Here is a 24,596-nt window from a genome sequence, read left to right as displayed (position 1 = left end):
CTCTATCCTTTTGTTTCTACGCAATTCCGGCCGCAAAACCGCTGCGCACTTTTGCTGGAATTGCTCTAGAGAAGGGTCTCGCCGTCGGGCGTGACCTTCAGGGCCGTCAGGCGGCCGGTGGCGTAGCAGGTCGTGTCGATGCAGATGCGGCCGGGGCGGAAGACCGGTTCGGGACCGGCCGTGTGGCCGTGGATGACGGTGACGGGCAGGCCCGGTCCCTCGCTGAGAAAGGGCTCGCGGATCCACATCATGTCGTGGTCTTCCTGCTGCCAGAGCGGCACGCCGGGCAGGATGCCCGCATGCACGAAAAGGCGGTCGCCGCAGCGGGCGGCGATCGGCAGGCCTTGCAGGAAGGTGATGTGTCGGGCGGGCATGCGCGCCCGAAGGTCTGAACCCAAAGCTTGCAGGCCGCCGGGACGGCCGAGATAGCCGGACGGCTCCAGCCCGTAGGAGCGCAGCGTCGCATCGCCGCCGAAATCGAGCCAGCGCTGGTGCCGCGGCGGATCGGCGATGAATTTCAGGAACGTGTCGTCATGGTTGCCGCACAGCGCGATGCGCTGGATGCCGTCGCCATGGCGTTCCGCCGCGAGATGCTCGATCACGGCGCTCGAGGCCGGGCCGCGGTCGACATAGTCGCCGAGATAGACGATCAGCGGCTGCACGCCCGGATGGCTGGCCGCATCCTCCCGGATGCGCGCCTCCAGCGCCAGCAGCGCGGCATGGCAGCCGTGCACGTCGCCGATGGCGTAGATGAGCGGCCGGTCGGCGGCAAGGGTGAGGCGCTGGCGGCGGGAGGAAGCGGTGAGGGGTGTCATGGCCATTGTCATAGCCGCCCGGGCGGGGCGCGGTCCAGAGCCGCTTCGGCGCTGCGCAGGGGCGGCCCGCGCTTCACTTCGCCCTCTTGACATCCGCCGCGTTGAGGCCGACTTCACGGGGGGAGAAGACGCGAAGGAGACGAGCCATGAGCGAGGCAGCCCGCACGACGATCGACCAGGCGGAAGTCGACCGCTTTTCGGCGATGGCCGCCGAGTGGTGGGACCCGACCGGAAAGTTCCGGCCGCTGCACAAGTTCAACCCGGTCCGTCTCACCTATGTCCGCGATCTCGTCTCCGCCCAGTTCGGCCGCGATCCGCGGTCCCATCGCCCGCTCGAAGGGCTGCGCATCCTCGACATCGGCTGCGGCGGGGGTCTGCTCTCCGAGCCGATGGCGCGCATGGGGGCGGATGTGCTCGGTGCGGATGCGTCGGAAAAGAATATCGGCATCGCCAAGGCCCATGCGGCCGGCAGCGGCGTTCCGGTCGATTACCGCGCGGTGACGGCCGAGGCGCTGGCGGAGGCCGGCGAGACCTTCGACGTCGTGCTCAACATGGAAGTGGTCGAGCATGTCTCGGATGTCGATTTCTTCCTTGGCACCTGCGCCTCCATGGTGCGGCCTGGCGGCATGATGTTCGTCGCCACGATCAACCGCACGCTGAAGGCGGCGGCGCTGGCGATCTTCGCGGCGGAAAACGTGCTGCGCTGGCTGCCGCGCGGCACCCATCAATACGAGAAGCTGGTGCGGCCGGAAGAGATCGAAAAGCCGCTCACGGCATCCGGCCTGACGGTGACCGACCGCACGGGCGTCTTCTTCAATCCGCTGCTCAACCAGTGGAACCTCTCGAAGGACATGGACGTGAACTACATGCTGGTCGCGCGCCGCGCGTCCGCCTGATCTTCGCATTCTGGGCGATGCGGCGTCAGTTCGTGTCGTCGGGCAGGACGGGAAGGGGGGCGACCTCGACGCCTTCCTCCAGGAGGTCGCGTACCTCGTCCGCGGTCGCCCGGCCGATCAGGCCGCGCTGCTCGGTCTCGCCGTAGTGGATCTTGCGGGCTTCCTCGGGAAAGCGGTCGCCGACATCCTCGGAATTCGCGCGGATGGTCGAGACGATCTCGCGCAGCTTCGCCATCATCTCGCGCTGGCCGGTCTGCACCGCCAGCTCCTGGCGCTGCTGCTTCTTGCGGGCGGTCGAGAGGGAGGGCGCCATCAGCCGCTTGGCGACGTGGGTCGAGCCGCAGGTCGGGCAGGAGACGAGCGCCATCTGCTGCTGGCGGTCGAAATCGTCCGCCGAGCCGAACCAGCCTTCGAAGGCGTGGCCGTTGTCGCAGGAGAGTTCGTAGCGGATCAAGCGGCAACGCCTCCCTTCGCGGGCGCGCGGGGCGCTTCGCCCGTCACTTCCAGGCTGAAGCTGCGCCCGTTGCGCAGGTTGGGGATCTTGTCGCGGGCGGCCCTCACGGCGGCGGTGTCGATCTGCGCAAGCACCACGGCCTCGCCCGTGCCGCCGGCAGAGGCGAGCACGCGGCCCCAGGGATCGACGATCATCGAATGGCCGAAGGTCTCGCGGCCGTCCTCGTGCAGGCCCGCCTGCGCGGCCGCGACGATATAGACGCCGTTCTCGATGGCGCGGGCGCGCAGCAGCGTTTCCCAATGCGCCTCGCCCGTCTGGCGGGTGAAGGCGGCGGGAACGGAGATGATCTCGGCGCCGGCCTGCGCCTCGGCCTTGAAGAGCTCGGGGAAGCGCACGTCGTAGCAGATGGCAAAGCCCAGCCGCCCGAAGGGAAGGTCGGCAAGGCGCGCGACGGCGCCCGGCGAATAGACCGCGCTCTCGCGCCAGCTCTCGCCATTGTCGAGATCGACGTCGAACATGTGGATCTTGTCGTAGGTGCAGATGCGCGCGCCGTCCGGGCCGAAGAGGAAGCCGCGATTGGCGACCTTGCCGTCGGCAAGCGCGATGGCGGTGGAGCCGACATGGACGTGGATGGCGAGTTCGGCCGCAAGCGCTGCTGCGGCGGCGACCACGGGGTCGTCCTCCTCCTGCCGCAGGATGGCCTTGAGACCGGCGCGGTCCCTTTGCAGGGCGCCGGTCATTTCCGGGGTCTGGACATAGGTGGCGCCCCTGGCGGCCGCCTCGCGCACGAGCCGCCGCATCGTCTCCACGTTGCGGACCGGATCGGTCCCGGAGCACATCTGGACGGCGGCGATCGTGACGGTCATGGACGGTCTCCTCAGGCGGCGAGCAGGGCGTCGAGCTCGCCGGCGCGCTCCAGCGCATGCAGGTCGTCGCAGCCGCCGACATGGCGGTCGTTGATGAATATCTGCGGGAAGGTGCTGCGGCCGGCGCGCTGGATCATCTCCTGGCGCAGCTCGGGCGCGTGGGTGGCGTCGTGCTCCTCATAGGCCACGCCCTTCGTCTCGAGGAGTTTTTTCGCGGCGCTGCAATAGCCGCAGAACTGACGCGTGTAGATGACGACCGAAGTCATGCGTTCCTGCTCCAATGCTTGAAAAACCTGCCTTTCATATAGGTCCGGGAAGCGCCCTTGCAAAGGTCAAAACGGTCACGTCGCTGGCGCCGGCCCGTTTCAGGCTGCGCGCCACGGCGGCGACGGTGGCCCCTGTCGTATAGACATCGTCGACAAGGACGACGCGGCGGCCGAACAGGGCTTCCCGGCCGGCGGGCGTGATGGCGAAGGCGCCGCGCACGTTCTCCTCGCGGGCGCGCGGGCCGAGGCCCACCTGCCGGCGCGTGCGCTTCGTGCGGCGGAGCGCGTCGATCAGCACCGGCTTGCCGGAAAGCCTTCCGATGGCGCGGGCAAGCTCGGCCGCTTGGTTGAACTTGCGCCAGACAAGGCGGGAGCGGTGCAGCGGCACGGGCAGGATGACATCCGCCGCCTGCACGCTGCCATCGCCCGCGCGCAGCATCCAGCCCGCCATCATGGGCGCGAGATCGGTGCGGTCGCGGTATTTCAGCGACTGGACGAGGATGCGGGCAAGATCGTCATAGAGCGCGACGGAGCGCAGCCGGTCGAAGGGCGGCGGATTGGCGATGGCGTCGGCGCTGAGGATACCGGGGCCGAGATCGTGCGAGAAGGGCGTGCCGAGCACGTCGCAATAGGGCCGCTCGATCAGCGCCAGCTTCGACCAGCAATGCGGGCAGAGGCTCGCCTTGCTGCCGAGGAGCACGCCGCAGCCCGCGCAGGCCGGCGGATAGACGATGTCGAGCGCGGCGCCGGCAAGGGCGAGAAGCCGGCGGGCGGCGGCCTGCCGGAAGGGGACTGCCGGCAATGGATCCGCCTCGATTTCGCCCATGCGGTTGACAATAGTCGCAGTTCGCGGCCAAAGCGAAGGAAATCCGAACGGGACTTCTCTCATGGAAACGCTCTTCGACCACGCCCTCATCGATGCCAACCGCCTGCGGGCGCTGCGCGGCACGCCGGCGGACTTCCTCCTCAATCTGGTAGCGCGGGAGCTGGCCGAACGGCTCAGCGTCATCGAGCGCCGCTTCGAGCGCGCCGTCGAGCTGCACGGCCATACCGGGGCGGCGGCGCGCGCCATCGTCGAGACCGGCAAGGTGGATGTGCTGGAGCGCGTGGAGAGCGACCGGCGCTTTGCCGGGCAGGGGGAGACGGTCGTCATCTCGCCGCTCGAGACAGTGCCGCTGGAGCCGCAGTCGGTCAACCTCATCGTCTCGCCGCTTTCCCTGCATCTCACCAACGACACGCCCGGCGTCTTCGTGCAGATCCGCCGTGCGCTGAAGCCCGATGGACTGTTCCTCGCGGCCATTCCGGGCAGCGGCACTCTGCAGGAGCTGCGCGAGGTGTTGCTTGCCGCCGAGAGCGAGATTACGGGCGGGGCGAGCCCGCGGGTCATTCCCTTCCCGGACGTGCGCGATGTCGGCGCGCTGCTCCAGCGCGGCGGCTTCGCCCTGCCGGTGACGGACAAGGAGAGCTATACGGTCCGCTACGATTCGATCTTCCCGCTGATGAAGGACCTGCGCGCCATGGGCATGGCCAATCCGCTCACCGGCCGCAGCCGGCGGCCGCTGACGCGCGGCATCCTGCTTCGGGCGGCGGAGCTTTATGCGGAGCGCTTTTCCGATCCGGACGGGCGCATCCGGGCGACGTTCTCGATCATCTATGTCTCGGGCTGGGCGCCGCATGAAAGCCAGCAGAAGCCGCTCAAGCCCGGCTCGGCGACGATGCGCCTTGCCGATGCCCTCAAGCAGGGTGGCCGCGAATAGAGCGTTTCCGCTTTTCTCCGAATCGCGAAAACGCTCTATCACCTTGTTTCTGCGCAATTCCGGACGCAAAACCGCTGCGCACTTTTGCTGGAATTGCCGTAGACGTCAATTCGGCGTCTTGATCTTGTCGTTGATGGTCATGAAGGTGTTGTTCAGGCTGTCGCTGAGCGCCGTCAGGCCCGCGAGCAGGCCGACCGAGATGAGGGCGGCGAGGAGACCGTATTCCACGGCGGTCGCCCCCTTTTCGTCGGAGAGGAACGATCTGACCAGTCTTGCAATCATTCCATCTCTCCTGTGTGCCATACGGCACGTGACTTTCGCGCGCGGCTCAGCAGCCGCTGCCCGCCCCCGGGCCGTCGACGATGCAGACGGCGCCCGGCATTTCCTGCAGCACGCTTCGGCGGACCGTGTAGCGCTTGCCGGTTTCCGCGGGCTGCACGGAGCCCGTCGAGATCATGTCGAACTCGTCCGGCACGTTCGCCATCATGCGCTTGTCGGTCTTGGCCGAAAGGACCGGGGTGAGCACCAGTGCAAGGGCGATCACCGCCGTACCGAACAACAGGGCAAGGTTGAGCGCACCGGTCCGGGTGTCGCCCGCCGGGGTGAAATCCTTCTCCTGAACGGCTTTCCAGAAGTCTTCGTCACGCATCACAGGGTCTCGTAAGCATTCATTGCAACGTTTAGGCCCAATCTTTGAACGAGGGTGCTAAATGATTGCTTAACGGAGACCGGAAAATGCGAGGTTATTCCCTGCCTTGCGGGTCAGAGCAGGTCCATCAGGAAGGGGATGAGCGGCTCGTCGGCCGGCGGCATCGGATAATCGCGCAGCGCCTTCGGCCGCACCCACTTGATCGCCTGCCCCTCGCGGCCCCGTGCGGTGCCCTCGAAGCGCCGGCAGACATAGAGCGGCATCAGCAGGTGGAAGTCGTCATAGGTGTGGCTGGCGAAGGTCAGCGGCGCGAGGCACGGGATCTTCGTGGCGATGCCGAGTTCCTCGTCCAGCTCGCGGATCAGCGTCTCCTCCGGCGTTTCGCCGGGCTCGACCTTGCCGCCGGGAAATTCCCACAGGCCGGCGAGCTGCTTGCCCTCGGGGCGCTGGGCAAGAAGGATGCGGCCGTCGGCATCGACGAGCGCGCAGGCGGCGACGAGGAGGATGCGGCGTTGTTTTGCGTTGGTCTCGGTCATGCCGCGTGCGGTCCCCGGTAGCTGTATTCGTAGATGTCCCGGAAGCCGGCGCGGCGGTAGAGCGCAAGCGCGGCGGCATTGTCCGCCTCGACCTGCACCCAGGCGTGGCGGGCGCCCTTGAGCTTGGCCCAGCGCAGGCTGGCATGCAGGATCGCCGTGCCGAGGCCCCGGCCGCGCCGCTCTTTCGCAACGCCGAGCTGGAGGATGCCGGCAAGGTCGTTGTCCTGCACGGCGATGGTCACGGCGGTCGGGCCGAAATCGGGCTCCTCGAAGATGAAGAGGCCGGCCTCCGGCTTGATGGCGTTGATGATCTCGGTAAGACCCGGCTTGAGGCCGGGATCGTCGCCGGCGACGCGGATCCGCGCATCGACGAAGCGGCCGACGTCGCGGCTCGGCAGGTGGTCGAGGCCTTCGTCGCGCAAGAGGTCCGCAAGGTCCACCATCATGACGATGGTCCGGCCGACATTCGCCCAGCCGGCCTCGTCCATGAAGGCGACGAGCTTTTCGGGGGTGAGGGGCGTCTGGCGCACCAGCAGCGGGCGGCCATAATCGGCAAAGCGCTTGGCCGCCTTTTCGAGGCGGATCCCGATGTCGCGCGTATCGGAGGGATCGAGCGGATTGACCGAGTTCAGCCGGCGCGAGGGATGGCCCGCCGTCAGCCGGCAGAGCCAGCTTCCGTCATACTGCACGCTGGCCGCGGGCCAAGCGCGGAAGCCGACGGCTTCCAGCCGCCGGACTTTCGGGAGATCGCTCATCGTCGTCTTCTGTCCGGAAGGGGTCACGTTCCGGGCCTCCATTCTGGCGCAGTTCCGCTGCGCGCTTTTTCCGGAACTGCCTAGCTGCGGTAGTCGCCGTTGATCTCGACATATTCCTTGGTGAGGTCGCAGGTCCAGACCGTCGCCCGGCCCTGGCCGAGGCCGATCTCGACGCGCACCGGAATATCCTCGCGCTTCATGACGGCGGTGGCGGCCGCTTCGGAATAGGACGGGTCGCGCTCGCCGTCGACGGCGACGCGCACGTCGCCGAACCAGATGGCGAGGCGGTCGCGGTCGGCCATCTCGCCGGACTTGCCGACGGCCATGACGATGCGGCCCCAGTTGGCGTCCTCGCCGGCGACGGCGGTCTTGACCAGCGGGGAATTGGCGATGGAAAGGGCGATGCGCTTGGCCGCCTCGTCGCTCTCGGCGCCTTCCACGGTGATCTCGACCATCTTGCGCGCGCCTTCGCCGTCACGCACCACCTGGAGCGCGAGGTCGCGCAGGAGGTCGCCCAGCGCCGCGCGGAAGCCGTCGAGCGCGGCGTCGTCGGTCGTGACGGGCTTCTGGCCGTCGGCGGCAGCAGCGCCGGTGGCGAACAGCATCAGCGTGTCGGAGGTGGAGGTGTCGCTATCGACGGTGACGGAATTGAAGGTCGGGCCGACGCCGGCCGACAGCAGCGATTGCAGCACGCCAGCGGGAATGTCGGCATCGGTGACGACGAAGGAGAGCATCGTCGCCATGTCGGGCGCGATCATGCCGGCGCCCTTGGCGATGCCGTTGATGCGGACGGTGACACCGCCGAGCTCGGCGGTGCGCGTCGCCACCTTCGGATAGGTGTCGGTCGTCATGATCGCCTTGGCGGCCTCGAACCAGAAATCCTCCGTGCCGGAGGCGGCAAGGCCGTCGAGCACGCCGGAGAACTTGGTGGCGTCGAGCGGTTCGCCGATCACGCCGGTCGAGGCGAGGAAGACCTCACCCTCGCCGCAGCCGACGGCCTTGGCCGCGGCCTCGGCGGTCAGCTTCGTCGATTCGCGGCCCTTGCGGCCGGTGAAGGCGTTGGCATTGCCGGAATTGACCACCACGGCGCGGGCGATGCCGCCCGGAAGGTTGGCGCGGCAGAAATCGACCGGGGCCGAAGGGCACTTGGAACGGGTGAAGACGCCCGCGACGGCGGCGGGACGGTCGAAGACCATCATCAGCACGTCGGTCCGGTTCCTGTACTTGATCCCGGCGGCGGCGGTCGCCATGCGCACGCCGCGTACCGGCGGCATTTCGGCATAGGTTTTCGGGGCGAGCGGGGAGATGGAACCGGACATGGCGCTTTCCTGAGGGGTGGAGGCCCGGCTCGCACCGGGCCATGGTCGTCTTACTGCTGGCCTTCGGTCGCGGGGGCGGCTTCTTCCGCGCCCTCCGCTTCCTGCTTGTTGACCGCGTCATAGGCGGTCTTCAGGGCGGCGTCCGTGATGTCGATCGGCGCTGCGGCCTTGGCTTTCTCAAGCAGTTCCAGATACTTGTCGCGCATGACGAGCTGGCGGACCTGCGGCTCGACCTGGTCGAGCGCCGGGGGCTGCTGCTTGCGCTTGTCCTCGACCTTGATGACGTGATAGCCGAACTGCGTCTTCACCGGCTCCTTGGAATAGGCGCCCTTTTCCAGCGCGAAGGCGGCCGCTTCGAATTCCGGGACCATGCGGCCCTTGGCGAAATAGCCGAGGTCGCCGCCTTCCGACTTGTTCGGGTCGGTCGACTTCTCCTTGGCGATCTCCACGAAGTCCTTGCCGGCGTCGAGATCCTTGATGATGGCCTTGGCCTCTTCCTCGGTCTTGACGAGGATATGGCGGGCGCGGATCTCGTCCTGCGGCTCGATGGCGGCGATTTCCTTCTCGTAGCGCGCCTTGACCTCTTCCGGCGTGACGGCGTCGACGACGTGCTTCTTGAAGTAGGCGTTGTGCAGCTCGCGATCCGTCAGGAAGGCGAGGCGCTGCTTGAAGTCGGCGGTATCCTTGAGGCCTTCCTTGTCGGCGTCGGCGGCGAGCAGCTTGACATCGATGATCGAGGAGAGGGCGGCGACGCGCTTCTGGTCGTCCGGCAGGTTGGCGAGCTGCGGATCGAGGCCGGCCATGCCGAGCTTCAGCTCCGATTCGTGGATCTCGACCGCGCCGACCTTGGCGACGACCGGATCGGCTGCCGCATCCTGCGCACGGACGCTTGTGCCGGCGGCGACGATCGCGACAAGAGCGACCGTTGCGAGCTTGCTGTACTTGAACATATCGAAAAGACCTTTCACATCCTCGCCGGAATCGGGCCGATATCCGGTGCCAGACGGCTCAACAGCACCAGAATGTGGCCGTTGTGCAACCGCCTGAGCCGTTGACATCATTCGACCCCCCTCTTATCTGTCACGCAATCCCGCGTCCAGAACAGTTTCCGGGCGTTTCACGGCTTTGCGCGCAATTATCGTGCGACCTGTCACGCGCCGGGCGCCCACAAAGAAAGGACCATCCTGATGGTCAGCCTCGGCGGCATCGCCCGCAAGTTGTTCGGCTCTTCCAACGATCGCCGTGTCCGTTCCTACAAAACGCGCGTCGACGCGATCAACGCGCTCGAACCCGAGATCAAGGCGCTCTCCGACGAGGCGCTTCGCGCCAAGACCGTCGAGTTCCGCGAGCAGCTCGCCGCCGGCAAGACGCTGGACGACATCCTGGTGCCGGCATTCGCCGTCGCCCGCGAGGCGGCCTTGCGCGTCCTCGGCCTTCGTCCCTTCGACGTGCAGCTCATCGGCGGCATGATCCTTCACGAGAAGTCGATTGCCGAAATGAAGACCGGTGAAGGCAAGACGCTCGTCGCCACGCTTCCCGTCTATCTCAACGCGCTCGCCGGCAAGGGCGTGCATGTCGTGACGGTCAACGACTACCTCGCCACCCGCGACAGCGCCCAGATGGGCCGGATCTACGGCTTCCTCGGCCTTTCGACCGGCGTTATCGTGCACGGCCTCGACGACGACCAGCGCCGTGCTGCCTATGCCTCGGACATCACCTACGCGACGAACAACGAACTCGGCTTCGACTATCTGCGCGACAACATGAAGTACGAGCGCAACCAGATGGTCCAGCGCGGCCACTTTTTCGCCATCGTCGACGAAGTGGACTCGATCCTCGTCGACGAGGCGCGCACGCCGCTGATCATTTCCGGCCCGCTCGACGACCGCTCCGACCTCTACACGACCATCGACGCCTTCATCCCCATGCTGGACGAGGCGGACTACGAGATCGACGAGAAGCAGCGCTCGGCCAACTTCTCGGAAGTCGGCACGGAGAAGCTGGAGAACCTCTTGCGCGAGGCCGGCCTTCTCAAGGGCGAATCGCTCTACGACGTCGAGAACGTCGCCATCGTCCACCACATCAACAACGCGCTGAAGGCCCACAAGCTCTTCACCCGCGACAAGGACTACATCGTCCGCAACGACGAGATTGTCATCATCGACGAGTTCACCGGCCGCATGATGCCGGGCCGCCGCTATTCGGAAGGCCAGCACCAGGCGCTCGAAGCCAAGGAAAAGGTCACGATCCAGCCGGAAAACCAGACGCTGGCCTCGATCACCTTCCAGAACTATTTCCGCATGTACGACAAGCTCGGCGGCATGACGGGCACGGCCTCGACGGAAGCCGAGGAATTCGGCAACATCTATGGCCTCGAGGTCGTGGAAGTGCCGACCAACCTGCCGATCCAGCGTCTCGACGAGGACGACGAAGTCTACCGGACGGCGGAAGAGAAGTACAAGGCGATCATCGAGGAGATCAAGGCGTCCCGCGAGAAGGGCCAGCCGGTCCTCGTCGGCACGACGTCCATCGAGAAGTCCGAGCTTCTGGCCGAACTCCTCAAGAAGTCGGGCTTCAAGGACTTCCAGGTCCTCAACGCCCGCTACCATGAGCAGGAAGCCTATATCGTCTCGCAGGCGGGCGTACCGGGCGCGGTCACCATCGCCACCAACATGGCCGGTCGCGGCACCGACATCCAGCTCGGCGGCAATGTCGACATGCGGCTGGAGCGCGAGCTCGCCGAGATGGAGCCCGGTCCCGAGCGCGACGCCAAGCGCGAGGCGATCATCGCCGAGGTGAAGAAGCTCAAGGAGAAGGCGCTCGCCGCCGGCGGCCTCTATGTCCTTGCCACCGAGCGCCACGAAAGCCGCCGCATCGACAACCAGCTTCGCGGCCGTTCGGGCCGTCAGGGCGACCCCGGCCGCTCGAAGTTCTTCCTGTCGCTGCAGGACGACCTGATGCGCATCTTCGGCTCCGATCGCATGGATTCGATGCTGCAGAAGCTCGGTCTCAAGGAAGGCGAGGCGATCGTCCATCCCTGGATCAACAAGGCGCTGGAGCGCGCGCAGAAAAAGGTCGAGGCCCGCAACTTCGATATCCGCAAGAACCTCCTGAAATACGACGACGTTCTCAACGACCAGCGCAAGGTCATCTTCGAGCAGCGCATCGAGCTGATGGACAGCGAGAACCTGTCGGAGATCGTTTCGGACATGCGCCACGAGGTCGTCGAGAACCTCGTGCGCCTGCACATCCCGGAAAACGCCTATGCCGAACAGTGGAACGGCCCCGGCCTCAAGCAGGGCGTCGCCGAGCAGCTGAATCTCGACCTGCCCATCGAGGCGTGGGTCGCCGAGGAAGGCATCGACGAGAAGGACATCCTGGAGCGCCTGCGCGCTGCCGCCGACGGCGCTGCCGCCGACCGCGCCGAGCGCTTCGGCCCGGAAATCATGGCCTATGTCGAGCGCTCCGTGCTGCTCCAGACGCTGGACCATCTGTGGCGCGAGCATATCGTCAACCTCGATCACCTGCGCTCCGTCATCGGCTTCCGCGGCTATGCCCAGCGCGACCCGCTGCAGGAATACAAGGCCGAGGCCTTCGAACTCTTCCAGGCGCTTCTGGCGAACCTTCGCCAGACCGTCACGGCGCAGCTCATGCGCGTCGAGCTGGTGCGCCAAGCCGCCGATGCGCCCGCGCCGGTGCCGCCGTCCATGGAAGGCCACCACATCGACGGCACGACCGGCGAGGACGATTTCGGCGAAGGCGGCAACCTGATGGCCGACGCGGTCGATCCGGAAGACCGCGATCCGAACGATCCGTCGACCTGGGGCCGCGTCGCGCGCAACGAGCCGTGCCCCTGCGGTTCGGGCAAGAAATACAAGCATTGCCACGGCGCCTTCGAGCAGGCGTGACGATCCGAACATGCCGCCTCCGGGCGGCATTTTCTTTCGGAGGGCGGAGGGCGCCGCCCAACCCTTTGTTAACCCTGATCTGACAAGACTGGCCCTATCGGTTTTGCGTAGCGTTCGGGTTCCTGTGTTGATGGCGGTCATTCAGACGGCGGAGAAATTGCTGCCTGCGGGTCTGCGCGGCAAGGCCGGGCCGTTCGTGCGAACGCTCGCGGGCCTTACCGCCGGCAACGACCCCCACACGCTCGCCCAGCGCATGGCGCTCATCACCTTCGCCATCCGCGTCGCCAGTGCCGCCATCGCCTTCATCACCCAGATCGTCCTTGCCCGCGTGATGGGCGAGTTCGAATACGGCGTCTTCGTCTTCGCCTGGGCGCTCGTCGTGATCTGCGGCGACATGTCCTGTCTCGGCTTCCACACCACCGTCGTGCGCTTCCTGCCGGATTATGCGGGGCGCAATGCCCATGCGGAGATCCGTGGCCTCACCTCGACGGCGCGCATCTTCGCCATGCTTTCCTCCACGGCGCTGGCGCTGCTCGGCTTCCTCGTGCTCTGGCTCTTCCACGAGAGCTTTGCCGGCTACTATGTCGTGCCGCTGTTCATCGGCCTCTTCTGCATGCCGATGATCGCGCTCGGCGATGTGCTGGACAGTACCGCGCGGGCGCATAGCTGGGCGCTGGCGGCGCTGAGCCCGACCTATATCATCCGCCCGCTGCTGATCCTCGTCTTCATGGTGCTGGCCGTGCGGACGGGCGCGCCGCATACCGCGCTGACGGCGATGGTCGCGGCCCTCGCGGCGACTTATCTCACGACCGTCGTGCAGTTCTTCAATATCATCCGGCGGCTCGGCAGGCGCTATGTCGCGGGCCCCCGCAAGGTCGAGATGTCGCTCTGGGTGAAGGCGGCGCTGCCGATCTTCCTTATCGAGGGCTTCGGCTTCCTGCTGACCAATTCCGACGTGATCATCGTAGGGCTCTTCCTCGACCCCGAGAGCGTCGCCATCTATTTCGCGGCGGCCAAGACGATGGCGCTGGTGCATTTCGTCTTCTTCTCGGTGAAGGCCGCGGCGGCGCCGCGCTTCTCGGCGCTCTTTTCCTCCGGCGACCGGCTGGCGCTGGCGCGCTTTGCCGGCGAGACGGTGCGCTGGAGCTTCTGGCCGTCGCTTGCCGTCGGGCTCGGCGTGCTGGCGCTCGGCCATTTCCTGCTGTCGCTCTTCGGCCCCGCCTTCACCGCCGGCCACAGCCTGATGGCGATCCTGCTTGCCGGCATCATGGCGAAAGCCCTCGTCGGCCCCGGCGAGGTATTGCTGACGATGTCGGGCGAGCAGCGGCTCTGTGTCGGCGTCTATGCCGTGGCCTTCGCGGCGAACATCGCCTTCAACGTCACGCTCATTCCGCTCTTCGGCGTCACGGGCGCCGCCATCGCCACGGCCGGCGCCATGGTCGTCGAGGCGGTGCTCCTGCACATCGCCGTGCGCGGAAAGCTCTCGATCATTCTCTTCGCCTTCGCCGATCCGGTGCGGGCGAGCCTTGCCAACGGGATGGACAACCATGACCGATAGCCACGGCCTCGACCATGCGATCGCGGCGGGCCGCGCCCAGGCCGTGATTCCGCCGGCGGCGCCGCTTGCGCAGCCGCCCGCAGACCAGCGCATTCCCGTCGGCCGCCCGGGCCGCTCGCTGTCGCTCTATCCGGCAACGGCCGGCTACGAGCTGCAGCAGGAACTCGATTTCCTGTCGAACCGCGTCATGGATCCGAACATCTTCTTCACCGGCCGCTTCCTCGCGCCCGCCATGCCGCGGCTGGAGGACCGCACGGTGCGCCTCTCCGTCATTCGCGACGAGAGCGAGGGGCGCAGCCGCATGCGCTTCCTCATGCCCTTCTCGGTCGAGAAGCCGGGCTTTTCCATCGGCACCAGCATCCTGCGCGCCTGGTCGAACCCGTTCGGCCCGCTCGGCACACCGCTGGTCGATGCCGAGGATGCCGCCGAAACGCTGGACAACCTGCTCGAAGCGCTCGCGGGGCCGGCCACCGGCCTGCCGCCGGTGCTCGTCCTGCCGGACCTTCGCCTCAACGGTCCCTTCGCGCAGCTCATGCGCGCCGTCGCCATCAGCCGGAACCTGCCGCTCACCGTGACCGACACCTATCGCCGGCCGATGCTGGAAAGCCTGCTCGACGGTCAGACCTATCTGCAGAAGGCGATCTCGCAGCAGCATTTCCGCGAATTGCGCCGGCAATGGCGCAAGCTCGATCGCCTCGGCACGCTCAGCTACAATGTCGCGCGCCAGCCCGCCGATATCCGCCTTCGCATGGAGGAGTTCCTGCTTCTCGAAGCCGGCGGCTGGAAGGGGCGCGGCCGCACGGCGATGATCAACGACCGCTACCGCGCCGCCTTCGCCCGCGAGGCGATCACCAACCTTGCCGAGACGGACGGCGTGCGCATCCACACGCTCGACCTCGACGGCCGCGCCATCGCCTCCATGATCGTCTTCCTCACCGGCGGCGAGGCTTATACGTGGAAGACGGCCTATAACGAGGATTATGCCCGCTATTCGCCGGGCAAGCTGCTTCTTGCAGAACTCACCGAATGGCATCTCGACGACGCCAATATCGCGCGCTCGGATTCCTGCGCCATCCCCGACCATCCGGTGATGAGCCGCTTCTGGGAGGAGCGCGAGGACATGGGTACGCTCATCATCGGCCTGCAGCAGAACCGCGACCGCGACGTGCGGCAGGTGGCGACGCAGCTTCACCTCTACCGCAACACCCGCAATGTCGCGCGGCTGCTGCGGGACAAGATCCGCTCGCTCGCCAAGCGCTAGGGAATTTCCAGCCGGAGCGACGTCGCTCCGGCGTTAGACAATGCGGTTAAACTAGGCGGCGCGGGCCGCCTCTTCCGCCGCCTGCTTGCGCAGGAGATGGCGGATGACCTTTCCCGACGTCGTGAGCGGCAGGGAATCGACGAAATCCACCTCGCGCGGATATTCGTGCATGGAGAGCCGGGACTTGACCCATTCGCGGATCTCGGCGGCAAGGGCCGGCGACGGCGTTTCGCCGGGGCGCAGCACCACATAGGCCTTGACGATCTCGGTGCGCACCGGATCCGGCTTGCCGACGGCGGCAGCAAGCTGCACGGCGGGGTGGCCGGCAAGGCAGTCCTCGATCTCGCTCGGGCCGATCCGGTAGCCGGAGGAGGTGATGACGTCGTCGTCGCGGCCGAAGAAGGTGACGTAGCCTTCCTCGTCCATGCGGCCGAGATCGCCGGTCATCAACCAGTCGCCGACGAATTTCTCCGCTGTCGCCTTGTCGTTCCGCCAGTAGCCGAGGAACATCACGGGATCGGGCCGCTTCACGGCGACCTGGCCGACGGTGCCGCGCGGCAGCTCCCGGCCCTCGGCGTCGATGATCGCGACGACATGGCCCGGCACCGGCTTGCCGATCGGTCCCGGCCGCGACACGCCGAGCTTGCCGATCGAGCCGAGCACGATGTTGCATTCCGTCTGGCCGTAGAATTCGTTGATGGTGATGCCGAGCGTGTCGCGCACCCATTCCCAGGTCTCGCGGCCGAGGGATTCGCCGGCCGAGCCGATGGTGCGCAGGTTAAGCCGGTATTTTTCGCGCGGATTGGCGACCGTCTTCATCAACCGCAGTGCCGTCGGCGGAATGAAGGCGTTGCGCACGTCCATGTCCTGCATGATGCGATAGGCCATGTCAGGGTCGAATTTCTGGCCCGGCGAGGAGACGACCGGCACGCCGAGCAGCAGCGCCGGCAGGAGAACGTTGAGAAGGCCGCCCGCCCAGGCCCAGTCGGACGGGGTCCAGATACGGTCGCCGGGCTGCGGCAGGAATTCGTGGTGCATCTGGAAGCCGGGCACATGGCCGAGCAGCACGCGATGGCCGTGCAGCGCGCCCTTCGGCGGACCGGTCGTGCCGGAAGTATAGATCATCATGGCCGGGTCGTCAGGGCCGCTGTCGACGGAGGCGAAGGGGCCGGCGTGGCGGGCAACGAGGTCGTGGAAATTCTTCGCGTCGGCATCGTCGGCCGCCTCGGTCGCGATGACGATGTCGAGCGTCGGCAAGTCCTGCCGGATGGGCTTCAGGCGTTCGAGGCCGAAGCGGTTGGTGACGATGGCCTTCGCCTCGGCATTCTTCAGCCGGAAGGAAAGGGCGTCCGCCCCGAAGAGCAGGGCGAGCGGCAGGGCGATGGCGCCGAGCTTGTAGATCGCGACATGGGCGATCACCGTCTCGAAGCCCTGCGGCAGCAGGATCGCGACCCGGTCGCCCCTGCCGACCCCTTCCGCCTGCAGCGCCGCGGCAAAGGCGTCCGATCGAGCAGCCAGTTCGCCATAGGTCATGGAGAGCGGCGGGGCGTCGGGCAGGAAATGCTGGAGGCAGACGCGGTTCGGCTCGCGCGCCGCCCAGGCATCGGAAACGGCGGTGCCGATGTTGAAGCGGTCGGGGATCTGCCAGCGGAAATCCCGGTACAGCGCGTCGTAGGTCGATCTTTCGGCAAGCATCCGGTGTCTCTCCAGTTTGCTGCATTGCAACTAGCATTCCGGAGGGCCGCACCGCAATGGCGGCTTTCGAAAGGTCAGAGCCAGGAGAGGCGGCTGTCGACCTCGGTCACCTCCTTGATCGCCGCGGCGATGGCCACGGCGCGGTCGGCCTCCTCCGGGGAGGTGACGCTGCCGGAAAGCACGATCCGCGTGCCCTTGCAGGTGACGGTGATGTCCGAGGCGTCGACATCGCCGGCGAGCGAGAGCGCATCCGCCACCGCCGTCTCCAGCCAGGCGGGATGCGGACCGTCGAAATGCTCGGGCAATTCGCCCTTGAAGGTACCTTCCTTGAAAACCATGATGCGCTCCTATGGCAGGCTTTGCAGGGAAACGTGGACCGGGCGGATTTGTTCGCGCGACCCGCGCGATCCTGCCCGCATTCGGCTCATAGAGAAAGTCCCGGAATGGTTGAGACCCAAGAGCGTGCACATCGCTCTCGGGTCCCCCTCACAACCGCATCCGGGGGTGTCTGCGGCTGCCCCCGATAAATGCGGCCTCGCAAAATTTGTTCCCGCTAAAGAACGAGATTTCGGGGGCGGGATTTTTGCCCGTCGCAGGCAGAAACACGCGGGATGGAAAGCTTACGCTTTGGAGGAAGGGAAAATCTGAAATAAATGGTGCCCCATGCCGGAATCGAACCAGCACTCCTTTCGGAACTCGATTTTGAGTCGAGCGCGTCTACCAGTTCCGCCAATGGGGCACGGCACTTGCAGCAATCGCGTTTACACGAAGCGCCTGCGGGCAGCAACCGGCAAATCGGCGGGCGGGTGCGATCACTTATGCGTGCGGTGCATTTACAAAGGCGGCTCACCTGATAGAACTCGGCGCCGTTTCGCCGGCATGTCCGCCGGTCCTTCTGGACGAGCCCGATGACCGCATCCCTTTCCCGCAAGACTTCCGCAGGCCTCCTTTCGCTCGGCATGGCCGCGACCGTGGGCGGGGCGCTCGCCTTCGAGCATATCGGCGGCTACATTCCCTGCGCGCTCTGCCTTCTGCAGCGCGATCCCTATTACTACGGCATTCCGGTGGCCGTCGCGGCCCTGCTTTCCGCGCTTTTCGGCGGCCCGGCCTGGCTGACGCGGCTGCTGCTCGCCGTGGCCGGCATCATGATGCTGGTCGGCGCCGGCATGGGGGTCTATCACGCGGGCGTGGAATGGGGCTTCTGGGAGGGACCTGCGACCTGCGCCACTTCCGCGCAGGGCGTCACGCAGAATGCCGGCGACCTTCTTTCCGACCTCAATGCCAAGCACGGCCCGTCCTGCACGGAAGCGTCCTTCCGGCTCCTCGGCCTGTCGTTCGCCGGCTGGAACGTGATCGCAAGCCTGATCCTTGCCGCGATCGCCTTTTCGGGCGCGCGGTCGGCGAAAGCTTGATGCCCGCAACCTGATCTCGGATGCATGCCGCAGGTGCGCGAAAGCGCTCCCGCGCGGCAGGCCTCAGGGTTGCAGTTCGACGTCCCAGTAGAGATAGTCCATCCAGCTTTCATGCAGATAGTTGGGTGGAAACAGTCGCCCGTTGTTGTGCAGATCCTGAACCGTCGGCTGGTAGGGCTTCTGATGCGGGTGCATGCCCGCCTGCTTCGGCAGCTTGCTGCCTTTTCTCAAATTGCACGGGGAGCAGGCCGCGACCACGTTGTGCCACGTCGTCTCGCCGCCATGGGCGCGGGGGATGACATGGTCGAAGGTCAGGTCGTCCGGCGACCCGCAGTACTGGCATTCGAACTTGTCGCGCAGGAACACGTTGAACCGGGTGAAGGCCGGGTGGCGTGACGGCTGCACGTAGGTTTTCAGGCACACGACGCTCGGCAGGCGCATCGTGAAGCTGGGAGAGGAGACCGAATGTTCGTATTCGGCGATGATGTTTACGCGGTCAAGAAACACGGCCTTGATCGCGTCCTGCCAGGACCACAGCGACAAGGGATAATAACTCAGCGGCCTGTAGTCAGCATTCAATACAAGGGCTGGCAGGGCCTGTGGTGAAACAGAAATCGTCAAGGGCTTCTCCTGAGCGATTCGGCATCTGCCTTTCTATATTAGGCCTGTTGTTACAGCATTGTGAAGCAAGAAAGAAAAAGCGAAAACAAGGTATTTTGAGGGCTCAGCCCTCCAGCACCGGCGCCACTTCGCGGCGCATTTCCCGCGCGTAATAGGCCCAGAAAAGCCGGGCCGAGACGCCGCGCCAGGGCGACCAGCTTTCCGCGATCCGGTCGAGCTCCTGCGGGCTCGGCCGGACGGCAAGGCCGAGCGCATGGGCGACGGCGTTCTGGAGGGCGATGTCGCCCGAGGGGAAGATGTCCGGATGCCCGCCGCAGAAGAGCAGGTAGACATCCGCCGTCCAGCGGCCGATGCCCTTGATGGCGGTGAGCTTGCGCGTCGCGGCCACCGCCTCCATCGTGCAGACGGCGTCGAGATCGAGGTCGCCGCGGTCGACGGCTTCGGCCGCCCGGCGCAGGGTGTCCGCCTTGGCGTGCGACAGGCCGACGGCGCGGCAATCCTCGTCGGAAAGGCCGAGCATGTGATGGGGCGTGATGTCGCCGGCCGTCTCTTCCAGCCGCCGCCAGATCGCATCGGCGCTCGCCCGCGAGACCATCTGCGCCACGATAATGCCGGCAAGGCCGCGGTAGCCGGGCGCAAGCCGGCGCAGCGGCACCGGGCCGGCCTTGTCGATGACGGTGAAGAGGCGCGCGTCGAGCAGCGCGAGGTCAACGAGCCCCGCGGCGACATCCGCCTCCGTTCTGATCATGTGCAGTTGCATGGTTCCAAGCGGTCCCTGCGCGGTGGTGGCGCGACACGCCTCTTCATGCCAGAAGACCTCATGCAAAGCCCTTTGTCAAAAAATCGCGTCTTCCGTTTCGCGCCGAGCCCCAACGGCCTGCTGCATCTCGGCCATGCATTGTCGGCGATCCTCAACCATGACCTTGCCGCGGCCTGCGGCGGGCGCTTCCTGCTGCGCATCGAGGACATCGATCCGGCGCGCTCGCGGCCCGAATTCGAGGCGGCGATCTATCGCGACCTCGCCTGGCTCGGGCTCGACTGGGAAAGGCCGGTGCGGCGTCAGTCAGAGCATCTTGCCTTCTATGCCGAGGCGCTGGAGCGGCTTAAGGAGATGGGCGTGCTCTATCCCGGCTTCCTCAGCCGGGGCGAGGTGAAGGCGCGCGTCGAGGCGCATGAGGCAACGGGCGGTGTCTGGCCGCGCGATCCGGACGGCGCGCCGCTCTATCCGACGGAGGAGCGCGGGCTCGACCGGGCGCAGGCGCTCGCCTTCATCGCGGAAGGCCGGCAGCATGCCTGGCGGCTCGACATGGAGCGGGCCCGGGCGCTCGCGCCGGCGGCGCTGGACTGGTCGGAGGGCGGCGAGGGGCCGGAAGGCGAGACGGGAACGGTCACGGCCCGGCCGGAGCGCTGGGGCGATGTCATCCTCTCGCGGCCGGATGCACCGGCAAGCTACCATCTTGCCGTCGTGCTCGACGATGCGGCGCAGGGCATCACCGACGTGGTGCGCGGGCAGGATCTTTTCCATGCGACGGCCGTCCACCGGCTGCTGCAATGCCTGCTCGGCCTGCCAGCGCCGCACTATACGCATCACGGGCTGGTGCTAGGCCCGGACGGGCGAAAACTCTCCAAGAGCAATCAGGATACGGGGATCGCGGCCTATCGCGGGAAGGGCGTCTCACCGGCCGGCATTCGCGCCCTGCTCGCGGGCTATGGCTTCGTCCTCCATTGATTCCTCATCGGCCTGCGGCTGCTTCCTGACGCCGCGGATGCGGTCGAGGATCAGGTGCTTGACCCGGTATTTCAGCAGCGCGGCGTTGATCTCGGCGCCCATGATGAAGATCGCTCCGATCATGTAGAGGAAGACCAGCGCGATCATGATCGAGGCGAGGCCCGCATAGGTCGAAACATAGTTGGCGAAGGCGGTGAGATAGGAGGCGAAGGCATAGGCGCCGACCGCCCAGAAGAGCAGGGTCAGCAGGATGCCGGGCAGCACGTCGGCGATCTTGCGCCGGCCGGCGGGAAGCCAGAGATGGGCGATCAGCAGGCCGATCAGCAACACCAGCACGGTGCCGACGAGCCCCCAGCTTTCCACCCAGGAATAGACATAGGAAAGCCAGGGCAGCCAGTCGCCGGTGGCGCGCACCGCAAGCGGGGCGGCGACGAGCACGATGCTGATGACGGCAAGCGCCAGCACGCCCGCGATGACGAAGCCGAGGCTGGCGAGGCGCGTCATGTACCAGTAGCGCGTTTCGGCCACGCGGTAGGCGCGATTGAGCGAAATGCGCAACGCCTCCACGCCGTTGGAGGCGAAATAGGCGGCGGCGAGCACGGAGACGGTCAGCAGCCCGCCGCGCGGGATGGTCAGCACCGCGACGACCTCGCGGGAAATCGGCGCGGCGATCGATTCCGGCCAGGTATCGAAGATGAGGTGGACGGCGGTCTCGGCGAACTGGTCGGCGCCGAGGAAGGAGCCGAGCGCTGTGCCGAAGATCAGGAAGGGAAAGACGGCGAGCAGGGTGGAAAGCGCCACATGGCTGGCCATGGCCCAGCCGTCGTCTTCGGAAAAATGCCAGATCGCATCGAAAATGACCTTGTAGGCGCAACGGATGGCGGTCGGCATCGGCGTATCCCAGTCCCTTGCGGCCGGACGGCCGCCTCTTTCATTGTCTCTCCGGTCATAACCCCTTACATCGGCTTTTGTTTAAAGGTTACGCGCGGATTTGCGATTCGAAGGCCGCCTTGCGTTGCGCAAGCAACGCGGGGCCTGGCGGTGAATATGGGAAACCGGCGCGGATTTGTACAGGAAACCGCCATGTCTTCTCAGAATGCGTCCGTGCCGCCGAGCATCATCGTGACGGGCTGCTCCTCCGGCATCGGCGCCCATTGTGCCCGCGCGCTGAAGGCCGAGGGCTGGCGCGTCTTCGCGACAGTTCGGCGGGAGGAGGACCTTGCGGGGCTCGCGGCGGACGGCATCGAGGCGCTGCCGATGGACTATACCAGGCCCGAGACCATCGCCGCCCTGGTGGAGACCGTGCTGGAGCGCACCGGCGGCCGGCTCGACGCGCTCTTCAACAACGGGGCCTATGGCCAGGCCGGCGCGGTGGAGGACCTCCCGGTCGAGGCGCTGCGCGCGCAGTTCGAGACGAATGTCTTCGGCTGGCACGACCTGACGCGGCGGGTGATTCCGGTGATGCGCCGGCAGGGGCACGGGCGCATCGTGCAATGCTCGTCGATCCTCGGCATCGTGCCCTATCGCTGGCGCGGCGCCTACAATGCCTCGAAATTCGCGCTGGAAGGCCTGTCGCTGACGCTGCGCATGGAGCTTGCCGGCTCGGGCATCCATGTCAGCCTCATCGAGCCGGGGCCCATCGCCTCGCGCTTCACCGCCAATGCGCTGGTGCAGATCGAGAAGAACATCGACCTTGAGAATTCGGTGCATGCGGAGGAATATCGCCGGCAGTTGCGGCGGCTGCGCGGCGAGGCGAAGCCGGCGCGCGGCAAGCTCGGGCCGGAGGCGGTGCATGCGGTGCTGCGCCATGCGCTGACGGCAAGGTCGCCCCGGCCGCACTATGTCGTGACCTCGCCGGCCAGACAGGGCGTTCTCCTGAAAAAGCTGCTGCCGGCGGCGCTCTTCTACCGTATCATCGGGCGGCTCGGCTGACGCGGCGCGGCGTCGCAGGCATCACGCCGCAAAATGCGTGCACTTTGCGCGAAATGCCCTATTTGAATAGGGCTGACAGAAATCAAACCGGATCGTTGGCATGTCTTCCTTCCTCACCTTCCTGACCATGCTCGTCATGGGCCTCGTCGCCATCGTGCTCGTGCGCGGTCTCGTCAACATGGCCAAGGGCGGCAGCGGCAGCACCTCGAACAAGCTGATGCAGGCGCGCGTGCTGCTGCAGGCCATCGCCATCATCCTCATCATGCTGACCTTGTGGGTCACCGGCGGCGGGCGCGGCTGATGGTCAAGCTCAACAAGATCTATACCCGCACGGGCGACAACGGCACGACGGGCCTCGTCGCCGGTCCGCGCCGCAAGAAGCACGACCTGCGCGTGGAGTCCTATGGCGAGGTGGACGAGGCCAATTCCGCCATCGGCCTTGCCCGCCAGCATCTTGCCGATTTCCCGGCGCTCGACCGGATGCTGATGCGCGTCCAGAACGACCTCTTCGATCTCGGCGCGGACCTTGCGACCCCCGAGACCGGCAGGAAGCTCGACTACGAGCCGCTGCGCATCGCGCAGGCGCAGGTGGACCGGCTGGAAAAGGAGATCGATGCGCTCAACGCCGATCTCGAGCCGCTGCGCTCCTTCGTGCTGCCGGGCGGCACGCCCGCGGCGGCGGCGCTGCATCTCGCGCGCACCGTCGCGCGCCGGGCCGAGCGCCGCATCGTCGCGCTGCAGGACAGCGAAGGCGAGACCGTGTCGGCGGCGGCGGTCGCCTATATCAACCGGCTTTCCGATTTCCTCTTCGTCGCGGCGCGCTGGGTGAACGACAAGGGGCGCGCGGATATATTGTGGGTGCCGGGGCAGAACAGGTAAGCTCTCCGGCAAGGTCCCGCGAGCGCATCGAAAATCGCGCAAGGGGCCGCGGGCTGGAAGGGGATCCATGTTCATACCGCTGCATGACGCGAACGCCCTGAAATACATCAAGGTGCAATATGTCACGATCGGCCTGATCGTGGCGAATGTCGCCGTCTGGCTGGTGACGGGCCTTGCTTCCACGCAGGCTTTTTCCGACGCCGCGGTGGTGGGGCTCGGCTATATTCCCGCGGTCGTCTTCGACTTCGCCGATCTGGAGCCGGGCCTCGTCCTGGTGCCGGAGGACGCGACCTACATCACCTATGCCTTCCTGCATGGCGACTTCATGCATCTCGCCTCCAACATGCTGTTCCTCTGGGTGTTCGGCGACAATGTCGAGGATGCGCTGGGGCATTTCCGCTTCCTCGTCTTCTACCTCCTCTGCGCGGCGGCGGGCGCTTTGGTGCACGGGCTGGTGCAGCCGGATTCGGAGGCGCCGCTGATCGGCGCATCGGGGGCGATCTCCGGCGTGGTCGCGGCCTATTTCCTGCTGCATCCGAAGGTGCGGGTCTGGGTCCTGGTGTTCTTCCGCATCCCGCTGCCGCTGCCGGCGGTCATCCCGCTCGCCTTCTGGATCGTCCAGCAGTTCTACATGCTGCTGGCCGACGGCGACAGCGGGGTCTCCTGGGGCGCGCATGTCGGCGGCATCCTGGCGGGGGCGGTCCTCGTGCTCGTCCTGCGCCGGCGCGGCGTGCCGCTGTTCGACCGGACCATCGTCACGCCCAAGGCCGTTCGGCATGTGGAGGCGGGGCCGGTTCCCGCCGAGGAAGCGCCGGCCTCCACCCCGGCGCCGCCGCGCCATTGGGGTCGATGATCGCGGTGCGCAAGGAAAATTGACGTGAACGTAAAGGTAATTTATAAGCCTTCCGTTTTCACCCGGGGAGGGCCGATGATGCATTGTAATTGGGGAAAAAACGCGTATCGATGTCGCCAACCGACAATCAGGTCGCCCCTGAAAGGCGCATTTTCCCTCGCGGGCATTTGAAGGAAGGAAGCCATGAAGATCCTTGTCCCAGTCAAGCGTGTCGTCGACTACAACGTTAAGATCCGTGTGAAGTCGGACGGCTCGGGCGTCGAGCTTGCGAATGTGAAGATGTCGATGAACCCGTTCGACGAGATTTCGGTGGAAGAGGCGCTGCGGCTGAAGGAAGCCGGCAAGGCGGAGGAAGTGGTGGTGGTATCGATCGGTCCCGCGAAGGCCGAGGAGACGCTGCGCACGGCGCTCGCCATGGGCGCCGACCGGGCGGTG

The 24,596-nt window shown here is 66.4% G+C and carries 28 protein-coding genes and 1 tRNA gene; 12 read left to right on the top strand and 17 right to left on the bottom strand.

Annotation, left to right across the window (positions count from 1 at the left end):
* Positions 1-65: 65 nt before the first annotated feature.
* Positions 66-821 carry a metallophosphoesterase family protein gene (locus tag ACZ1A1_RS14330; protein ID WP_463620439.1) on the bottom strand — a complete coding sequence of 252 codons (756 nt, stop codon included), beginning with the start codon at positions 819-821 and terminating at the stop codon, positions 66-68.
* A gap of 140 nt (positions 822-961) precedes the next feature.
* Here ACZ1A1_RS14330 and ubiG point away from each other — a divergent pair, with 140 nt between their 5' ends.
* Positions 962-1,711, top strand: coding sequence for a bifunctional 2-polyprenyl-6-hydroxyphenol methylase/3-demethylubiquinol 3-O-methyltransferase UbiG (gene ubiG / locus ACZ1A1_RS14325; protein WP_119258972.1), 750 nt, complete (start codon positions 962-964; stop codon positions 1,709-1,711).
* Between the two features lie 25 nt (positions 1,712-1,736).
* Here the strand turns inward: ubiG and ACZ1A1_RS14320 are convergent, their stop codons facing one another.
* The 4 genes from ACZ1A1_RS14320 to ACZ1A1_RS14305 are packed head-to-tail and all read right to left on the bottom strand — an operon-like array spanning position 1,737 to position 4,123.
* Complete coding sequence (locus ACZ1A1_RS14320) at positions 1,737-2,165, bottom strand: DUF1178 family protein (protein WP_463620438.1); 429 nt, start codon at positions 2,163-2,165, stop codon at positions 1,737-1,739.
* Positions 2,162-3,031 carry a carbon-nitrogen hydrolase family protein gene (locus ACZ1A1_RS14315; RefSeq protein ID WP_463620437.1) on the bottom strand — a complete coding sequence of 290 codons (870 nt, stop codon included), beginning with the start codon at positions 3,029-3,031 and terminating at the stop codon, positions 2,162-2,164. The genes ACZ1A1_RS14320 and ACZ1A1_RS14315 overlap by 4 nt, the downstream gene beginning before the upstream one ends.
* A gap of 11 nt (positions 3,032-3,042) precedes the next feature.
* Complete coding sequence (grxC, locus tag ACZ1A1_RS14310) at positions 3,043-3,297, bottom strand: glutaredoxin 3 (RefSeq protein ID WP_313194705.1); 255 nt, start codon at positions 3,295-3,297, stop codon at positions 3,043-3,045.
* A 34-nt stretch (positions 3,298-3,331) separates the two neighbouring features.
* The gene (locus tag ACZ1A1_RS14305; protein ID WP_463620436.1) at positions 3,332-4,123 is read right to left on the bottom strand and encodes a ComF family protein; all 792 of its coding nucleotides are present in this window, start codon (positions 4,121-4,123) and stop codon (positions 3,332-3,334) included.
* A gap of 61 nt (positions 4,124-4,184) precedes the next feature.
* On the opposite strand from ACZ1A1_RS14305, the gene ACZ1A1_RS14300 reads away from it, so the two are divergent.
* Positions 4,185-5,054, top strand: a complete 870-nt coding sequence (locus tag ACZ1A1_RS14300; protein ID WP_463620435.1) for a methyltransferase domain-containing protein — start codon at positions 4,185-4,187, stop codon at positions 5,052-5,054.
* Between the two features lie 105 nt (positions 5,055-5,159).
* Here ACZ1A1_RS14300 and ACZ1A1_RS14295 read toward each other — a convergent pair whose 3' ends face one another.
* The 6 genes from ACZ1A1_RS14295 to ACZ1A1_RS14270 all read right to left on the bottom strand — a co-directional run bounded on the left by ACZ1A1_RS14295 (position 5,160) and on the right by ACZ1A1_RS14270 (position 9,263).
* Complete coding sequence (locus ACZ1A1_RS14295) at positions 5,160-5,333, bottom strand: Flp family type IVb pilin (protein WP_463620635.1); 174 nt, start codon at positions 5,331-5,333, stop codon at positions 5,160-5,162.
* A gap of 49 nt (positions 5,334-5,382) precedes the next feature.
* Entirely contained in the window at positions 5,383-5,703 is a 321-nt protein-coding gene (locus ACZ1A1_RS14290) for a hypothetical protein (RefSeq protein WP_415213048.1), read from the bottom strand.
* 113 nt (positions 5,704-5,816) lie between these two features.
* Positions 5,817-6,239 carry a (deoxy)nucleoside triphosphate pyrophosphohydrolase gene (locus ACZ1A1_RS14285; protein WP_318910154.1) on the bottom strand — a complete coding sequence of 141 codons (423 nt, stop codon included), beginning with the start codon at positions 6,237-6,239 and terminating at the stop codon, positions 5,817-5,819.
* Positions 6,236-6,994 carry a GNAT family N-acetyltransferase gene (locus ACZ1A1_RS14280; protein WP_463620434.1) on the bottom strand — a complete coding sequence of 253 codons (759 nt, stop codon included), beginning with the start codon at positions 6,992-6,994 and terminating at the stop codon, positions 6,236-6,238. Before ACZ1A1_RS14280 ends, ACZ1A1_RS14285 begins: the two co-directional genes overlap by 4 nt.
* 80 nt (positions 6,995-7,074) lie before the next feature.
* The gene (gene argJ, locus ACZ1A1_RS14275; RefSeq protein WP_463620433.1) at positions 7,075-8,313 is read right to left on the bottom strand and encodes a bifunctional glutamate N-acetyltransferase/amino-acid acetyltransferase ArgJ; all 1,239 of its coding nucleotides are present in this window, start codon (positions 8,311-8,313) and stop codon (positions 7,075-7,077) included.
* Positions 8,314-8,363: 50 nt separating this feature from the next.
* A complete protein-coding gene (locus tag ACZ1A1_RS14270) occupies positions 8,364-9,263 on the bottom strand; it encodes a peptidylprolyl isomerase (protein WP_415213044.1) in 900 nt (299 codons plus the stop codon).
* 237 nt (positions 9,264-9,500) lie between these two features.
* On the opposite strand from ACZ1A1_RS14270, the gene secA reads away from it, so the two are divergent.
* The 3 genes from secA to ACZ1A1_RS14255 all read left to right on the top strand — a co-directional run bounded on the left by secA (position 9,501) and on the right by ACZ1A1_RS14255 (position 15,040).
* Positions 9,501-12,221 (top strand): preprotein translocase subunit SecA, encoded by a 2,721-nt coding sequence (gene secA, locus ACZ1A1_RS14265; RefSeq protein WP_463620432.1) that lies wholly within the window; start codon positions 9,501-9,503, stop codon positions 12,219-12,221.
* 130 nt (positions 12,222-12,351) lie between these two features.
* Positions 12,352-13,779, top strand: coding sequence for an oligosaccharide flippase family protein (locus ACZ1A1_RS14260; protein ID WP_463620431.1), 1,428 nt, complete (start codon positions 12,352-12,354; stop codon positions 13,777-13,779).
* Complete coding sequence (locus ACZ1A1_RS14255) at positions 13,769-15,040, top strand: GNAT family N-acetyltransferase (RefSeq protein WP_463620430.1); 1,272 nt, start codon at positions 13,769-13,771, stop codon at positions 15,038-15,040. Before ACZ1A1_RS14260 ends, ACZ1A1_RS14255 begins: the two co-directional genes overlap by 11 nt.
* 51 nt (positions 15,041-15,091) lie before the next feature.
* On the opposite strand, the gene ACZ1A1_RS14250 is transcribed toward ACZ1A1_RS14255, so the two are convergent.
* From ACZ1A1_RS14250 to ACZ1A1_RS14240, 3 genes are all read right to left on the bottom strand, one after another.
* On the bottom strand, positions 15,092-16,735 hold the full coding sequence (locus tag ACZ1A1_RS14250) for an AMP-binding protein (protein ID WP_463620429.1): 1,644 nt from the start codon (positions 16,733-16,735) through the stop codon (positions 15,092-15,094).
* A 74-nt stretch (positions 16,736-16,809) separates the two neighbouring features.
* Positions 16,810-17,073, bottom strand: coding sequence for a BON domain-containing protein (locus tag ACZ1A1_RS14245; protein ID WP_313194694.1), 264 nt, complete (start codon positions 17,071-17,073; stop codon positions 16,810-16,812).
* A gap of 316 nt (positions 17,074-17,389) precedes the next feature.
* A tRNA-Leu gene (locus tag ACZ1A1_RS14240) sits at positions 17,390-17,474 on the bottom strand.
* 169 nt (positions 17,475-17,643) lie between these two features.
* Between ACZ1A1_RS14240 and ACZ1A1_RS14235 the strand changes: the two genes are divergently transcribed.
* Complete coding sequence (locus ACZ1A1_RS14235; RefSeq protein WP_415213809.1) at positions 17,644-18,147, top strand: disulfide bond formation protein B; 504 nt, start codon at positions 17,644-17,646, stop codon at positions 18,145-18,147.
* A 63-nt stretch (positions 18,148-18,210) separates the two neighbouring features.
* On the opposite strand, the gene ACZ1A1_RS14230 is transcribed toward ACZ1A1_RS14235, so the two are convergent.
* Positions 18,211-18,768, bottom strand: a complete 558-nt coding sequence (locus ACZ1A1_RS14230) for an HNH endonuclease (protein WP_203316658.1) — start codon at positions 18,766-18,768, stop codon at positions 18,211-18,213.
* Between the two features lie 103 nt (positions 18,769-18,871).
* A complete protein-coding gene (locus ACZ1A1_RS14225) occupies positions 18,872-19,522 on the bottom strand; it encodes a DNA-3-methyladenine glycosylase family protein (protein ID WP_463620634.1) in 651 nt (216 codons plus the stop codon).
* Positions 19,523-19,573: 51 nt separating this feature from the next.
* Here ACZ1A1_RS14225 and gluQRS point away from each other — a divergent pair, with 51 nt between their 5' ends.
* Positions 19,574-20,497 (top strand): tRNA glutamyl-Q(34) synthetase GluQRS, encoded by a 924-nt coding sequence (gene gluQRS, locus ACZ1A1_RS14220; RefSeq protein WP_463620428.1) that lies wholly within the window; start codon positions 19,574-19,576, stop codon positions 20,495-20,497.
* Here the strand turns inward: gluQRS and ACZ1A1_RS14215 are convergent.
* Positions 20,444-21,388: a YihY/virulence factor BrkB family protein gene (locus tag ACZ1A1_RS14215; RefSeq protein ID WP_234190336.1), complete on the bottom strand. Its 945-nt coding sequence runs from the start codon at positions 21,386-21,388 to the stop codon at positions 20,444-20,446. The two genes, gluQRS and ACZ1A1_RS14215, sit on opposite strands and share 54 nt — an antisense overlap.
* 192 nt (positions 21,389-21,580) lie before the next feature.
* Between ACZ1A1_RS14215 and ACZ1A1_RS14210 the strand changes: the two genes are divergently transcribed.
* The 5 genes from ACZ1A1_RS14210 to ACZ1A1_RS14190 form a co-directional block, all read left to right on the top strand.
* Positions 21,581-22,429, top strand: a complete 849-nt coding sequence (locus ACZ1A1_RS14210; RefSeq protein ID WP_463620427.1) for an SDR family oxidoreductase — start codon at positions 21,581-21,583, stop codon at positions 22,427-22,429.
* A gap of 100 nt (positions 22,430-22,529) precedes the next feature.
* Positions 22,530-22,730: a twin transmembrane helix small protein gene (locus ACZ1A1_RS14205; protein ID WP_234190340.1), complete on the top strand. Its 201-nt coding sequence runs from the start codon at positions 22,530-22,532 to the stop codon at positions 22,728-22,730.
* The gene (locus tag ACZ1A1_RS14200; RefSeq protein WP_463620426.1) at positions 22,730-23,308 is read left to right on the top strand and encodes a cob(I)yrinic acid a,c-diamide adenosyltransferase; all 579 of its coding nucleotides are present in this window, start codon (positions 22,730-22,732) and stop codon (positions 23,306-23,308) included. Before ACZ1A1_RS14205 ends, ACZ1A1_RS14200 begins: the two co-directional genes overlap by 1 nt.
* Before the next feature lie 67 nt (positions 23,309-23,375).
* Positions 23,376-24,161 carry a rhomboid family intramembrane serine protease gene (locus ACZ1A1_RS14195; protein WP_415215735.1) on the top strand — a complete coding sequence of 262 codons (786 nt, stop codon included), beginning with the start codon at positions 23,376-23,378 and terminating at the stop codon, positions 24,159-24,161.
* A 183-nt stretch (positions 24,162-24,344) separates the two neighbouring features.
* The coding region (locus ACZ1A1_RS14190) for an electron transfer flavoprotein subunit beta/FixA family protein (RefSeq protein ID WP_463620425.1) at positions 24,345-24,596 on the top strand (252 nt) is incomplete at its 3' end.

It is taken from the genome of Shinella sp. R2-11 (genome assembly GCF_055330205.1).
Note: the sequence above shows the minus strand (reverse complement) of the source record. Positions and strands in the feature narration are given on the sequence as shown.

Coding starts and splice junctions, on each gene's coding strand:
- ACZ1A1_RS14330 (WP_463620439.1), bottom strand. CDS start 821: ATGGCCATGACACCCCTCACCGCTTCCTCCCGCCGCCAGCGCCTCACC.
- ubiG (WP_119258972.1), top strand. CDS start 962: ATGAGCGAGGCAGCCCGCACGACGATCGACCAGGCGGAAGTCGACCGC.
- ACZ1A1_RS14315 (WP_463620437.1), bottom strand. CDS start 3,031: ATGACCGTCACGATCGCCGCCGTCCAGATGTGCTCCGGGACCGATCCG.
- grxC (WP_313194705.1), bottom strand. CDS start 3,297: ATGACTTCGGTCGTCATCTACACGCGTCAGTTCTGCGGCTATTGCAGC.
- ACZ1A1_RS14305 (WP_463620436.1), bottom strand. CDS start 4,123: ATGGGCGAAATCGAGGCGGATCCATTGCCGGCAGTCCCCTTCCGGCAG.
- ACZ1A1_RS14300 (WP_463620435.1), top strand. CDS start 4,185: ATGGAAACGCTCTTCGACCACGCCCTCATCGATGCCAACCGCCTGCGG.
- ACZ1A1_RS14290 (WP_415213048.1), bottom strand. CDS start 5,703: ATGCGTGACGAAGACTTCTGGAAAGCCGTTCAGGAGAAGGATTTCACC.
- ACZ1A1_RS14285 (WP_318910154.1), bottom strand. CDS start 6,239: ATGACCGAGACCAACGCAAAACAACGCCGCATCCTCCTCGTCGCCGCC.
- ACZ1A1_RS14280 (WP_463620434.1), bottom strand. CDS start 6,994: ATGAGCGATCTCCCGAAAGTCCGGCGGCTGGAAGCCGTCGGCTTCCGC.
- argJ (WP_463620433.1), bottom strand. CDS start 8,313: ATGTCCGGTTCCATCTCCCCGCTCGCCCCGAAAACCTATGCCGAAATG.
- ACZ1A1_RS14270 (WP_415213044.1), bottom strand. CDS start 9,263: ATGTTCAAGTACAGCAAGCTCGCAACGGTCGCTCTTGTCGCGATCGTC.
- secA (WP_463620432.1), top strand. CDS start 9,501: ATGGTCAGCCTCGGCGGCATCGCCCGCAAGTTGTTCGGCTCTTCCAAC.
- ACZ1A1_RS14260 (WP_463620431.1), top strand. CDS start 12,352: ATGGCGGTCATTCAGACGGCGGAGAAATTGCTGCCTGCGGGTCTGCGC.
- ACZ1A1_RS14255 (WP_463620430.1), top strand. CDS start 13,769: ATGACCGATAGCCACGGCCTCGACCATGCGATCGCGGCGGGCCGCGCC.
- ACZ1A1_RS14250 (WP_463620429.1), bottom strand. CDS start 16,735: ATGCTTGCCGAAAGATCGACCTACGACGCGCTGTACCGGGATTTCCGC.
- ACZ1A1_RS14245 (WP_313194694.1), bottom strand. CDS start 17,073: ATGGTTTTCAAGGAAGGTACCTTCAAGGGCGAATTGCCCGAGCATTTC.
- ACZ1A1_RS14235 (WP_415213809.1), top strand. CDS start 17,644: ATGACCGCATCCCTTTCCCGCAAGACTTCCGCAGGCCTCCTTTCGCTC.
- gluQRS (WP_463620428.1), top strand. CDS start 19,574: ATGCCAGAAGACCTCATGCAAAGCCCTTTGTCAAAAAATCGCGTCTTC.
- ACZ1A1_RS14215 (WP_234190336.1), bottom strand. CDS start 21,388: ATGCCGACCGCCATCCGTTGCGCCTACAAGGTCATTTTCGATGCGATC.
- ACZ1A1_RS14210 (WP_463620427.1), top strand. CDS start 21,581: ATGTCTTCTCAGAATGCGTCCGTGCCGCCGAGCATCATCGTGACGGGC.
- ACZ1A1_RS14205 (WP_234190340.1), top strand. CDS start 22,530: ATGTCTTCCTTCCTCACCTTCCTGACCATGCTCGTCATGGGCCTCGTC.
- ACZ1A1_RS14200 (WP_463620426.1), top strand. CDS start 22,730: ATGGTCAAGCTCAACAAGATCTATACCCGCACGGGCGACAACGGCACG.
- ACZ1A1_RS14195 (WP_415215735.1), top strand. CDS start 23,376: ATGTTCATACCGCTGCATGACGCGAACGCCCTGAAATACATCAAGGTG.